This window comes from Pseudomonas sp. B7 (assembly GCF_016735645.1).
Lineage (GTDB): Bacteria > Pseudomonadota > Gammaproteobacteria > Pseudomonadales > Pseudomonadaceae > Aquipseudomonas > Aquipseudomonas glycinae.
Map to the genome: position 1 here is coordinate 689,038 of NZ_JAERRE010000002.1, position 13,030 is coordinate 702,067.

At 61.6% G+C, this 13,030-nt stretch carries 11 protein-coding genes; 6 read left to right on the plus strand and 5 right to left on the minus strand.

What is annotated here, in order from left to right:
- Window positions 1-35: 35 nt before the first annotated feature.
- Together JKA62_RS07955 and JKA62_RS07960 are read left to right on the plus strand one after the other, a co-directional pair.
- Window positions 36-2,522 (plus strand): circularly permuted type 2 ATP-grasp protein, encoded by a 2,487-nt coding sequence (locus JKA62_RS07955; RefSeq protein ID WP_201817231.1) that lies wholly within the window; start codon window positions 36-38, stop codon window positions 2,520-2,522.
- Window positions 2,522-3,412: a transglutaminase family protein gene (locus tag JKA62_RS07960; protein ID WP_201817233.1), complete on the plus strand. Its 891-nt coding sequence runs from the start codon at window positions 2,522-2,524 to the stop codon at window positions 3,410-3,412. Before JKA62_RS07955 ends, JKA62_RS07960 begins: the two co-directional genes overlap by 1 nt.
- Window positions 3,413-3,476: 64 nt before the next feature.
- Here JKA62_RS07960 and JKA62_RS07965 read toward each other — a convergent pair whose 3' ends face one another.
- The gene (locus JKA62_RS07965) at window positions 3,477-3,656 is read right to left on the minus strand and encodes a hypothetical protein (protein WP_007950694.1); all 180 of its coding nucleotides are present in this window, start codon (window positions 3,654-3,656) and stop codon (window positions 3,477-3,479) included.
- A gap of 68 nt (window positions 3,657-3,724) precedes the next feature.
- A complete protein-coding gene (locus JKA62_RS07970; RefSeq protein ID WP_064379113.1) occupies window positions 3,725-4,312 on the minus strand; it encodes a TIGR00730 family Rossman fold protein in 588 nt (195 codons plus the stop codon).
- Between the two features lie 343 nt (window positions 4,313-4,655).
- Here JKA62_RS07970 and azu point away from each other — a divergent pair, with 343 nt between their 5' ends.
- On the plus strand, window positions 4,656-5,102 hold the full coding sequence (azu, locus tag JKA62_RS07975; RefSeq protein WP_007950684.1) for an azurin: 447 nt from the start codon (window positions 4,656-4,658) through the stop codon (window positions 5,100-5,102).
- Between the two features lie 55 nt (window positions 5,103-5,157).
- Here the strand turns inward: azu and nadE are convergent, their stop codons facing one another.
- From nadE to JKA62_RS07990, 3 genes are all read right to left on the minus strand, one after another.
- Entirely contained in the window at window positions 5,158-5,985 is an 828-nt protein-coding gene (nadE, locus tag JKA62_RS07980; RefSeq protein ID WP_064379115.1) for an ammonia-dependent NAD(+) synthetase, read from the minus strand.
- A 4-nt stretch (window positions 5,986-5,989) separates the two neighbouring features.
- On the minus strand, window positions 5,990-7,213 hold the full coding sequence (gene pncB / locus JKA62_RS07985; protein WP_011332202.1) for a nicotinate phosphoribosyltransferase: 1,224 nt from the start codon (window positions 7,211-7,213) through the stop codon (window positions 5,990-5,992).
- A 107-nt stretch (window positions 7,214-7,320) separates the two neighbouring features.
- Window positions 7,321-8,226, minus strand: a complete 906-nt coding sequence (locus tag JKA62_RS07990; protein ID WP_011332203.1) for a LysR family transcriptional regulator — start codon at window positions 8,224-8,226, stop codon at window positions 7,321-7,323.
- A gap of 161 nt (window positions 8,227-8,387) precedes the next feature.
- Between JKA62_RS07990 and amaB the strand changes: the two genes are divergently transcribed.
- From amaB to JKA62_RS08005, 3 genes are all read left to right on the plus strand, one after another.
- Entirely contained in the window at window positions 8,388-9,878 is a 1,491-nt protein-coding gene (gene amaB, locus JKA62_RS07995) for an L-piperidine-6-carboxylate dehydrogenase (RefSeq protein ID WP_011332204.1), read from the plus strand.
- A gap of 167 nt (window positions 9,879-10,045) precedes the next feature.
- Window positions 10,046-11,329: an L-pipecolate oxidase gene (gene amaA / locus JKA62_RS08000; protein ID WP_201817234.1), complete on the plus strand. Its 1,284-nt coding sequence runs from the start codon at window positions 10,046-10,048 to the stop codon at window positions 11,327-11,329.
- A 364-nt stretch (window positions 11,330-11,693) separates the two neighbouring features.
- The gene (locus JKA62_RS08005; RefSeq protein ID WP_011332206.1) at window positions 11,694-12,827 is read left to right on the plus strand and encodes an ABC transporter substrate-binding protein; all 1,134 of its coding nucleotides are present in this window, start codon (window positions 11,694-11,696) and stop codon (window positions 12,825-12,827) included.
- Window positions 12,828-13,030: the final 203 nt, after the last annotated feature.

A 13,030-nucleotide genomic window follows, 5' to 3' on the forward strand; every position in this document is an offset into this window, starting at 1 on the left:
AGTCTGACCGTTCCTTGCCGGCTGCCGAGCTTTCCATGCCTGACCTGCTTGACCGCTACCCGCTGACGGCGGGCACCTATCACGAACTGCTCGACGACAGCGGAGCGGTGCGCCCGCACTGGCGGCGACTGGTCGACCATTTGCAGCGCAGCACCCCGGCGCACCTGGTGCAGCGTCAGGCGTTGCTGACCCGGCAGATTCAGGAAAACGGTGTCACCTACAACGTCTATGCCGACCCCAAGGGCGCGGACCGTCCGTGGGAACTGGATCTGCTGCCCCACGTGATCGCCGCTGACGAGTGGCAACAGCTGTCGGCCGGAATCGCCCAGCGCGCGCGGCTGCTCAATGCGGTGCTGGCGGACCTGTATGGCCCGCAGCAGTTGATCCGCGAAGGCTTGCTGCCGGCGGAGCTGGTGTTCGGTCACAACAACTTCCTCTGGCCCTGTCAGGGCATTGCGCCACCGGACGGGGCCTTTCTGCATCTGTATGCCGTGGATCTGGCGCGCACGCCGGACGGGCGCTGGTGGGTGACGGCGGATCGCACTCAGGCGCCATCGGGTGCCGGGTATGCGCTGGAAAACCGCACCATCGTGTCCCGCGCCTTCCCCGAGTTGTACCGGGATCTGAAGGTGCAGCATCTGGCCGGCTTCTTCCGCACCCTGCAGGAAACTCTGGCCCGTCAGGCCCCGTGCGACGATGACGCGCCGCTGGTGGTGCTGCTCACCCCGGGGCGTTTCAACGAGAGCTATTTCGAACATCTTTATCTGGCGCGCCAGCTCGGTTATCCGCTGGTGGAGGGCGGTGACCTGACGGTGCGTGATGCCACGGTCTACCTGAAAACCCTCAGTGGCCTGCGCCGGGTGCACGCGATCATGCGCCGCCTCGACGACGACTTCTGTGATCCGCTGGAGTTGCGCACGGATTCGGCGCTGGGCGTTCCGGGATTGCTGGAGGCGGTGCGTCAGGGCCGGGTTCTGGTCGCCAATGCACTGGGCAGTGGAGTACTGGAGTCGCCGGGGCTGCTGGGGTTCCTGCCGAAGATCAATCAGTACCTGTTCGGTGAAGATCTGATCCTGCCGTCCATTGCCACGTGGTGGTGCGGCGAAGCGCCGGTGCTGGCCCAGGCCCTGGAAAAATTGCCGGAGCTGCTGATCAAACCGGCGTTCCCTTCGCAAAGCTTTACGCCGGTATTGGGTCGGGATCTGAGCGAAAAACAGCGTGAAAGCCTCGCTGCGCGCATGCAGGCCCGCCCTTATGCGTATGTCGCGCAAGAACTTGCGCAGCTGTCTCAGGCGCCGATCTGGCAGCCCGAGGACGGGCAACTGCAACCCCGGGCAATCGGCATGCGCATGTACGCGGTGGCCAGTCACGACGGTTATCGGGTGCTGCCCGGTGGCCTGACCCGGGTCGCGGCCGAAGCCGATGCCGAAGTGGTGTCGATGCAGCGCGGTGGCGCGAGCAAGGACACCTGGGTGCTGGGGGATCGACCGCCGAGCGGGGAACAGTGGAAAGCCCAGCGCAATATCGGCGTGCCTGATCTGGTGCGGCGCGATCCGTACCTGCCGTCGCGGGTGGTGGAGAATCTGTTCTGGTTCGGCCGTTACTGCGAGCGCTGTGACGACAGCGCGCGGTTGTTGCGGATCATGCTGGCGCGGTACGTCGACGGTGATGATCCACAGGCCTTGCAGGCCGCTGTGGATCTGGGCGAGCGGCTGATGCTGCTGCCGGATGAAGGTGAACTTCCGGAACGCTTGCTCGCGGCACTGCTCGGCGAGGACTGGTCGTTCAGCCTGCGCTCCAACCTGCAGCGCTTGCAGTGGGCGGCTTCGCAGGTGCGCGGCAAGTTGTCCCGGGAAAACTGGCAGGCGCTGGTGGAGTTGCAACGTGAGGCTTCGGAACTTGACACCGACGAACCGGACTTCGGCGAGCTGCTGGATTTTCTAAACCGGCTGGTGATGTCGCTGGCGGCGCTGTCCGGGTTTGCCCTCGACGACATGACCCGTGACGAAGGCTGGCGCTTCCTGATGATCGGCCGGCGCATCGAACGCCTGCAATTTCTCAGCAGCAGCCTTGCGGGTTTTCTGCGCGGCGCCGGGGCGTTCGATCAGGCCGGGCTTGAGTGGTTGCTGGAGCTGGGCAACAGCAGCATCACCTATCGCTCGCGTTATCTGGCAGTGGCGCAGTTGATTCCGGTGCTTGACCTGTTGCTGCTGGATGAGCAGAACCCCCATGCGGTGTTGTTCCAGTTGAAACTTGTGACTCGCACCCTCAAGCGTTTGAATGATGACTTCGGAGTGCCGAGGGAGGCAGGATTGCCGACGCTGGTCGAGCGTCTGGCGCGTTTCGACTTGAGCTGTCTGGAGAATCCTTTGTTCGGCGAACCCAGCGTGCGCGCGGCCCTCGACGGTCTGGCGGATCTGCTGCAGGAGATCGCCGACGCCAGCAGTCAGGTGTCGGATCGTCTGGCCCTGCGCCATTTCGCCCATGTCGATGATGTCAGCCAGCGCACGGTGTCCGTCTGATGAGCGCCCATTACCAGATCCTTCACGACACGTGCTATCGCTACGACAGTCCGGTGTCCCTGGCCCAGCAACTGGCGCACCTGTGGCCGCGCGAATGCGAGTGGCAGCGTTGCACCGAACAGCAATTGCTGATCAGTCCGGAGCCGACCACCCGCCGTGACGAGCAGGATGTGTTCGGCAATCCGCTCACCCGCCTGGCCTTCGAACGGCCGCATGATGAATTGCAGGTCAACGCACGGCTGACGGTGGAAGTGCTGGCGCGACCCGTGGTGGATTTCCAGCAGTCACCGGCCTGGGAGTTGACGCGCAACGTGCTGACTTACAGCAGTCAGCCGTTGTCTGCCTCGTTGCTGGAAGCCTGTCGCTATCGATTCCAGTCGCCCTACGTGCACCTGAAGCGCAGTTTCGTCGAGTTCTCGGAGAGCTGTTTCCCGGCCGGCCGGCCGTTGATGCTGGGTGTGCAGGCCCTGATGCAGAAGATTTTCAGCGAGTTCACCTTCGATGCCGAAGCGACGCAAGTCGCGACGCCGCTGGTGGAAGTGCTGGAGCGCCGACGCGGGGTCTGTCAGGACTTTGCGCATCTGATGCTTGCCTGTGTGCGCTCACGCGGGCTGGCGGCGCGTTACGTCAGCGGTTACCTGCTGACGCAACCGCCACCGGGGCAGCCACGGTTGATCGGCGCCGATGCGTCCCATGCCTGGGTCTCGGTGTTTTGCCCGGTGCTGGGCTGGGTGGATTTCGATCCGACGAACAACGTGCAGCCGGCGCTGGAGCACATCACCCTGGCCTGGGGCCGGGATTTTTCCGATGTCTCGCCGTTGCGCGGGGTGATTCTGGGGGGAGGGAGCCATGATCCGGAGGTGCGGGTCACGGTGATGCCGCTGGAGTAAGTGCGATCCATTGTGGGAGCCAGTCAGCTCCCACAATGGAGTGTGTTCAATTTCGCGATTCAGCTCAGGCGTCAGGTGCCTGGTCTTTCGGTGCCTCAACATCATCATCGGTCGCCACTTCACCGTCAGGATTCAGTGCCGCTTCTTCAGCCATCTGTTTCTTGCGCTGAAGCTTTTCCTCTTTCTTCTGTTCCTTGGCCAGGTCACGTTGACGTTTGGCGAAGGAGTAATTGGGTTTGGCCATGGGCGATCCTCTGGGGTCGAAGGTGAGGTTGAGCGGCGCGTATTCTGCCCTGTATCGGTGCCCGGGGGTTAACCGGGTTTCTGGTCGACCCACTTTGGCGTGACGGTCGGCTGCCATTGATCGAGGGCTTCGAGCAGCGTTTGCGGCGATTCGCTCACTTGCAGCATGTCACGGTGTGGCGCGCGAACGAAGCCTTCGCCGACGATGTGATCGAGAAATGCAGTGAGTTTGCTGTAGAAACCGTTCACCTCGAGCAGGCCGAGCGGCTTGCCGTGGTAGCCGAGCTGGCCCCAGGTCCAGACTTCGAACAGCTCTTCCAGGGTGCCGAGGCCACCGGGCAGGGCGATGAACGCATCGCTGAGTTCGGCCATCCGCGCTTTGCGCGCGTGCATGCCGTCGACCACTTCCAGGCGGGTCAGGCTCTTGTGACCGATTTCCTTGTCCATCAGGCTCTGCGGGATGATGCCGATCACTTCGCCACCGGCCGCCAGCGCAGCGTCGGCGACAATCCCCATCAGGCCGACAGCCCCGCCGCCGTAAACCAGCGTCAGCTTACGCTCGGCAATGGCGGTACCGAGGGCGATGGCGGCTTCGGTGTACGCCGGAGTGGTGCCGGCGTTGGCACCGCAAAATACACAAACGGATGTGAGAGACATGCCTTGCTCCTGTGTCGATCAGTCGCACAGGGTAAAGGCTGGCGGGTCTCGATCCAAGGACTAGACTTCGCGTTTCGGGGTTTCATAGGTGCCGCTGGCACCACAGGCGTAGGCGGCAAGCAGACTGCACAACAGGCTGTTGAAGGACATGACGGATGCTCCAGATTAACGTTGAGCCCTGAAGATACGGCCCGGCCAAACGTCTGGCTGTTAGATTGTTTCGATGAGTGTCATAGCCTGAAAGTTGTATACAATTTTTGACTCAAGTCATAGGAACTTGCGAAGATTTCAGGCAGTCTTCCAACCATTCGTGTTTTTGTTAACCCTGCCTTGGAGATTCACCATGTTTTCCAAAGTTGTTGCGGTATCCCTGCTGGCGCTGGCCAGCAGCCAATTGATGGCTGCCGAGTGCAAAACCACCGTTGATTCCACCGACCAGATGTCCTTCAACACCAAGGCCATCGAAATCGACAAGAGCTGCAAGACCTTCACCGTCGAATTGACCCACTCCGGCAGCCTGCCGAAGAACGTCATGGGCCATAACCTGGTGATCAGCAAAGAAGCCGACATGCAGCCGATCGCCACCGACGGCCTGGCCGCCGGCATCGACAAGAACTACCTGAAGGACGGTGACGAACGCGTGATCGCTCACACCAAGATCATTGGCGCCAAGGAAACCGATTCGTTGACCATCGACGTGTCCAAGCTCAAGGCTGACGAGAAGTACGGCTTCTTCTGCTCGTTCCCGGGCCACATCTCGATGATGAAAGGCACCGTAACCCTGAAGTAAGCAACACAAGGTCAAAAAAAAGCGTCCCGAAGGACGCTTTTTTTATGCCCTGGATTCAAGGTGCAAACGGCATGACCCGCTTGTGATGAGTCTTTTTGTAGGTGTTGACGATGATGTCGAACGCCTCCTGACGCACCGGCTCTCCGTGCAGGAAAGCGTCGATCTCGGCGTAGGTCACGCCGTGTGACGCCTCGTCCGGCTTGCCCGGCGACAGGTCTTCCAGATCCGCCGTCGGCACTTTTTCCACCAGTGATTCCGGTGCGCCGAAGCTGCGGGCGATGGCCCGGACCTGGTTTTTCACCAGACCGCTGAGCGGGGCCAGATCGCAGGCGCCGTCACCGAACTTGGTGAAGAAACCCATCACCGCTTCCGCCGCGTGGTCGGTGCCGATCACCAGACCATGAGCCGCGCCGGCGATCGTGTACTGGGCGACCATGCGCATCCGCGCCTTGGTGTTGCCGAGCACGAAATCCACCGACACCGCGTGCTTGCCTTCGAAGGCTGCGACTTCGCTGGCCAGCGATTTGACCGCCGGGCCGATGTTGACGGTGTGGCGTTCGTCCGGGGCGATGAAGTCCACCGAGGCCTGGGCGTCGTGTTCATCGAACTGCACGTCATACGGCAGGCGCACGGCGATGAACTTGTAGGCCTCGTCACCAGTGCGCTCGCGCAACTCGCGCATCGCACGCTGGGCCAGAAGGCCGGCGGTCAGGGAATCGACCCCGCCGCTGATGCCCAGCACCAGGGTCTTGAGTCCGGAACTGGTCAGGCAATCCTGGATGAAGCTGATGCGGCGGGCGACTTCCGCTTCGAGGGCCTGGTCATCGGCGAACGGCGGCTGAACGTTGAGCTGTTCAGCAATCTCACGCTGTACGGCTTGCATGAATTCACTCCTTGCTGGAAAGGCTGGAAACGGCAGGAACCTGGAAAACGTGTCGCAAATAGGCGACGAAATTCGGGTCTTTGCAGTGGGTCTTGCCCGGCTCGTCGGAGATCTTCGCCACCGGTTGGCCGTTGCAGGCGGTCATTTTAAGCACGATGCTCATCGGTTCGACACCCGGAATGTCACAGGTCAGGTTGGTGCCGATGCCGAAGCTGACATTGATCCGGCCGCGCAACGCACGGAAGATCTCCAGCGACTTGGGCAGGGTCAGGCTGTCGGAGAACACCAGGGTCTTGCTCATCGGGTCGATGCCGAGCTTGTGATAGTGGGCGATGCATTTTTCGCCCCACAGCACCGGGTCCCCGGAATCGTGGCGCAGACCGTCGAACAGCTTGGCGAAGAACAGATCGAAATCGCCGAGGAAGGCATCGGTAGTAATGCAGTCTGTGAGGGCGATCCCCAGCAGGCCGCGGTACTCGCGAACCCAGCAATCGAGGGCGGCGATCTGGCTGTCGATCAGTCGCGGGCCGAGTTGCTGGTGGGCCATGATCCACTCGTGGGCCATGGTGCCCAGCGGTTTCATGTCCAGTTCGCGGGACAGGTGCACGTTGCTGGTGCCGACGAAGCGTCCGGGGAAATCGTGCTTGAGCACGTTCACCACTTCTTCCTGCACGCGGTAGGAAAACCGCCGGCGTGTGCCGAAATCGGCGACCTGCAACTGCGACAACTCTTCGGCCGAGGCATTGGCGGTCAACCAGTCGAACTTGCGATACAGCTGTTCGCGGGCCTGTTCCAGCACCGTTTCACGGTAGCGATAGCGGTTGCGCACTTCGCTGACGATCGCCAGCAGCGGCACTTCGAACAGAATCACATGCAGCCACGGCCCGCGCAGGCGGATGAACAACTCGCCGTTCTCGATACCGGTGTGCAGGTAGCGCAGGTTGAAGCGGAACAGGCCGAGGAAACGCAGGAAGTCAGGTTTGAGGAAGCTGATGCGCTCCAGGAAACTCAACTGATCGGCGCTCAGGCTCAACTCGGCCAGACGCTCGACCTGGAAGCGGATCTCCGCCAGATACGGGCGCAGATCTTCACTGTTACGGCAACGAAACTCCCATTCGACTTCGACGTTGGGGTAGTTGTGCAGCACCGCCTGCATCATCGTCAGTTTGTAGAAGTCGGTGTCGAGCAGGTTCTGCACGATGCGATCGGCAAACACACTCTCGCTCATAACGGGGTCTCCAGGCGGGCCGCGCTCTGGCGCGGTATCAATCAATGGCGCTAGTGGCGCATATCCGGGGTGGGGATTGCCAGCGATTTTTATCCCGGCACAGCGCCTCAGACCGCATCAGGACTGTCGATCTGCTCCAGCATCCACTTCACGAAATCCCGCACCTTGGGCACTTCCGCCGCGTGTTCCGGATAAGCCAGGTAATACGCATCGGTGCTGGGCATTGCATGCTGCCAGGGAATGACCAGTTTGCCGTCGGCCAATTCCTCTTCCACCAGAAACCTCGGCAGCAGGGCGACGCCACAGCCGACCTGGGCGGCGCGGATGCACATATAAAAGGTTTCGAAGCGCGGGCCGTGGTAGCTGTGTTCGGTCTGGTAACCCTGGCTGTCGAACCAGTCGTGCCACGCTTGCGGGCGCGAAGCATTCTGCAGCAGGACCAGATCGGTGAGTTGCGTTGGATCAGTCAACGGAGTGTCCGGCAGGCTGCCCGGCGCGCAGACTGGCACCAATTCTTCGCCGAACAGCTTCAGGCATTCGGTGCCGGGGCGAGAACCCTGGCCGAAATAGAACGCCAGGTCGCTGCGCCCTTGCAGCAAGTCATCGGCCTCCTGCTCGTTGCACAGGTCCAGATGAATCGATGGATGACGCAGACGCCAGCCCTTGAGGCGCGGCACCAGCCAGCGGGCGCCGAAGGTCGAGGGCGTGGAGACCCGCAGGACTTCGGTTTCGCCGCCGTAGGAGCGCAGGTAATGGGTCGACATCTCGACCTGGGTCAGGATTTTTCTGACTTCCACCAGATACAGATCGCCGGCCGGGGTCATCTGCAAACGGCGGCGCACCCGGCGGAACAACAAGTGCTGCAGCAATTCTTCAAGCTGCGCCACCTGCTTGCTGACGGCGCTCTGGGTCAGGTTCAGTTCCTCGGCGGCCCGGGTAAAACTCAGGTGCCGGGTCACGGCCTCGAAGCACTGCAACGCGGTGATCGACGGCAAGTGGCGTTTGTTCAGCATGGGCGATCCTTTTCTTGTCTTTCTGCGCAGCATGAATAAACGGAATGATATCTCGCGTAAAGGTCGTTTGTTGCCCAGCCTTCCTGACGCTACAACTAAAGGTCTGCCCGGTCGTGAAAACGCGCCCGCACACATTCAGTTTTTTGCTTGAGGAGTGACCCATGGTTGCCGCATTGCTTGATCGTCTAGGTGTGAACCCGGCCCTGTACCAGAACGGCAAAGTGCCGGTGCATTCGCCCATCGACGGCAGCCGCATCGGCGCCGTGAACTGGGAAGGCCCGGCCGAAGTCGAGCAGCACATCAGTCGCGCAGATCATGCGTTCGAACAATGGCGCAAGGTGCCGGCCCCGCGTCGCGGCGAGCTGGTGCGTCAGTTCGGTGAAGTGCTGCGTGAATACAAGACCGAACTCGGCGAACTGGTGTCCTGGGAAGCGGGCAAGATCACCCAGGAAGGCCTCGGTGAAGTGCAGGAGATGATCGACATCTGCGATTTCGCCGTCGGTCTGTCCCGCCAGTTGTACGGTTTGACCATCGCCTCCGAGCGTCCGGGCCACCACATGCGTGAAACCTGGCACCCGCTGGGCGTGGTCGGCGTGATCAGTGCGTTCAACTTCCCGGTCGCGGTGTGGGCGTGGAACACCACGCTGGCGCTGGTCTGCGGCAACCCGGTGGTGTGGAAGCCGTCGGAGAAAACCCCGCTGACCGCGCTGGCCTGTCAGGCGCTGTTCGAACGCGTACTGAAGAATTTCAGCGATGCCCCGGCGCACCTGAGCCAGGTGATCATCGGCGGTCGCGATGCCGGCGAAGCGCTGGTGGATGACCCGCGTGTCGCGCTGATCAGTGCCACCGGCAGCACCCGCATGGGCCGCGAAGTGGCGCCGAAAGTCGCCGCGCGCTTCGCCCGCAGCATCCTCGAACTGGGCGGCAACAACGCGATGATCCTCGGCCCGAGCGCCGATCTGGACATGGCCGTGCGCGCCATTCTGTTCAGCGCCGTCGGCACTGCCGGCCAGCGTTGCACCACGTTGCGGCGCCTGATCGCCCATGAATCGGTGAAAGAAGAAATCGTCACCCGCCTGAAAGCTGCGTACTCCAAAGTCCGTATCGGTCACCCGTTGGAAGGCAACCTGATCGGCCCGCTGATCGACAAGCACAGCTTCGAAAACATGCAGGACGCGCTGGAGCAGGCCTTGAGCGAGGGCGGTCGGGTGTTCGGCGGCAAGCGCCAACTGGAAGATCAATTCCCTAACGCCTACTACGTGTCGCCGGCCATCGTTGAAATGCCGGAGCAGAGCGACGTGGTGTGCAGCGAGACCTTCGCACCGATCCTGTACGTGGTCGGCTACAGCGATTTCGAAGAGGCGCTGCGCCTGAACAACGCCGTGCCGCAGGGCCTGTCGTCGTGCATCTTCACCACCGATGTGCGCGAGGCCGAGAAATTCATGTCGGCGGTCGGCAGCGACTGCGGCATCGCCAACGTCAACATCGGCCCGAGCGGTGCGGAAATTGGCGGCGCGTTCGGTGGCGAGAAAGAAACCGGTGGCGGTCGTGAGTCGGGCTCGGATGCATGGCGCGCGTATATGCGTCGGCAGACCAATACCGTGAACTACTCGCTGGAATTGCCGCTGGCGCAGGGCATTACGTTCGATTGAGGATTGAGCGGTAAGTCCCTTGCGGGAGCGAGCCTGCTCGCGATAGCGGTGTGTCAGTCGACACCAATGTTGGCTGAAACGCCGCTTTCGTCGGAGCGCCGCCCGGAGCAGGCTCGCTTCCACATTGTTGAACTGTGTGTTTGTTAGGTTTCTGTTGGAGTCTGGCAATGCCGTTACGCGAAGAATGTCTGTGGGAAAAACTCACGCCGCAACGACCGGATAACACGGCGCTCAGGGGCGAGGTCAAAGTCGATGTCTGCGTGATCGGCGCCGGGTTTACCGGGCTGTCGGCGGCGCTGCATCTGCTGGAGAAAGGCAAAAGTGTCTGCGTGCTCGAAGCCCATCGCGCCGGGCATGGTGGCTCCGGGCGCAACGTCGGGCTGGTCAACGCCGGGATGTGGATTCCGCCGGACGAGATAGAGGCCGGCTTCGGCGAGGCGGTCGGCAGTCAGCTCAACCGCATGCTCGGTGCGGCGCCGGCGCTGGTGTTCAGCCTTGTGGATAAATACAACATCGATTGCCAGTTGCGCCGCGAAGGCACCTTGCACATGGCGCACAACGCCAGGGGTGAGGCGGACCTGCGCAGTCGCGAAGAACAATGGAAACGCCGCGGCGCACCGGTCGAACTGCTGACCGGCAAGGCCTGTGAACAGGCGACCGGCACACAGAAGATTGCCGCCGCACTACTGGACCGGCGTGCCGGTACGCTCAATCCGATGGCGTATGTCACCGGGCTGGCCAACGCTGTAATGCGCCTTGGCGGGCAGATGTTCGATCACTCGCCGGTCGCGCGTCTTGAACGCCAGGGGCCGAAATGGTCGGTGCAGACCGAGCAGGGTTCGGTGCTCGCCGAACAGGTGGTTATCGCTTCCAACGCCTACACCGAAGGCGACTGGACCGAACTCAAGCGCAATTTCTTCCCCGGTTACTACTATCAGGTCGCTTCGGTGCCGCTCACCGAAGACGCCGCTCAGGAAATCCTCCCGGGCGGGCAGGGCTCGTGGGATACCCGCCAGGTGCTGAGCAGCATCCGCCGTGACAAGGATGGTCGTTTGCTGCTGGGCAGTCTCGGCAACGGCAATCAGAAACCGACCTGGTTCCTCAAGGCCTGGGCCGACCGGGTGCAGCAGCATTACTTCCCCAATCTCAAGCTTGTGGAATGGGAATGCACCTGGACCGGGCGCATCGCGTTCACTCCCGATCATTTGATGCGCCTGTTCGAGCCCGCGCCGGGACTGGTGGCCGTCACCGGTTACAACGGCCGTGGCGTAACCACCGGCACTGTGGTCGGCAAGGCCTTCGCCGATTACCTGTGTAACGGAAATCCTCAGGCATTGCCGATTCCCTTCGCCCCGATGCAGCCGCTGGCGGGGGTGGGCTTGCGCAGTTGTCTGTACGAGGCCGGGTTCTCGCTGTATCACGCGGGCCAGTGCCTGCGGATCGTCATCTGAGTGTTGAAATATGTTGCCGGAAGCGGCGCTTTTCGATGTAGCGACTAGCCTGTAATGGTGCGGGTTGTAGCAGTCCCGCACCAGCAGTGTGCAGTTCGGTGACGCGGGCTGTTACAGGCTGGTTGCACGTCGTTTGGCGCCGCGGTTGCAATGATGGCGCGTGCGGGTTGCGCCTGAAAAAATAATTGGTTTCACCTTCCGCGGTTTAGACGGTTGCACGCCCAATGAAAATGGGAACGAAACAGTCGAAATAACAAGAAAGCAGCGACTTTTTGAAGAATAAAAAACCGATGGCACGGCCCTTGCTCTGAGCATTCAAGTGAAGTCGCAGTGCCAACTAAAAAAAACCTTGGAGCACCACCTCATGTCCCAGACGTTTTACAAGAAAGGCTTTCTGGCCCTCGCAGTGGCTACTGCGCTGGGTGTTTCTGCGTTTGCACAAGCTGATGTGAAAATCGGTGTGGCGGGTCCGATGACGGGCGCCAACGCGGCATTTGGCGAGCAATACATGAAAGGGGCACAAGCGGCGGCCGACGCGGTCAACGCGGCGGGCGGCGTCAACGGGGAGAAAATCGTCCTGGTCAAGGGCGATGACGCTTGCGAGCCGAAACAGGCGGTGACGGTCGCCAAGGACCTCACCAACCAGAAAGTCGCCGGTGTGGTCGGCCACTTCTGCTCGTCCTCCACCATTCCTGCGTCCGAGATCTACGATGAAGCCGGCATCATCGCCATCACTCCGGGTTCCACCAACCCGCAAGTGACCGAGCGCGGCCTGAGCGCCATGTTCCGTATGTGCGGCCGTGACGACCAGCAAGGCATCGTCGCCGGCGATTACATCGTCGACGTGCTCAAGGGCAAGAAAGTCGTCGTGCTGCACGACAAGGACACCTACGGTCAGGGCCTGGCCGATGCGACCAAGGCTCAGTTGGAAAAACGCGGCGTGAAGCCAGTGTTGTACGAAGGCCTGACCCGTGGCGAGAAAGACTTCAGCACAATCGTCACCAAGATCCGTGGCGCCGGCGCCGATGTCGTCTACTTCGGTGGCCTGCACCCGGAAGCCGGCCCGCTGGTTCGCCAACTGCGTGAACAAGGCCTGAAAGACGTCAAGTTCATGTCCGATGACGGCATCGTGACCGACGAACTGGTGACCACCGCCGGTGGCCCGCAGTTCGTCGACGGCGTGCTGATGACCTTCGGTGCCGACCCACGCCTGCTGCCAGACAGCAAGACCGTGGTAGATGCATTCCGCAAGGCTGGCACCGAGCCTGAAGGCTACACCCTGTACGCCTATGCATCGGTTCAGGCCCTGGCCGCCGCCTTCAACGGCGCCAAATCGAACAAGGGCGAGGAGGCCGCTGCGTGGCTGAAGAAGAACCCGGTCAAGACCGTCATGGGCGAGAAGACCTGGGATTCCAAAGGCGACCTGAAGGTCTCCGACTACGTGGTCTACCAGTGGGACAAGGACGGCAAATATCACCAGCTGGAAAAACAGAAATAACGGCACCTGATCAACCGGACGCCACATTCCCTGTGGGAGCGGGCTTGCCCGCGATGACGGCCTGACAGTCGACAATTTTGTTGAATGTTCTACCGCTATCGCTGGCAAGCCAGCTCTCACAAGGGGGCTGCGGTTTCCTGTCTGACATTGCTCCGACGTAAATCTGTATTTTTCCTAGAAGAACCGCGCGCCTCAGGGTGTGC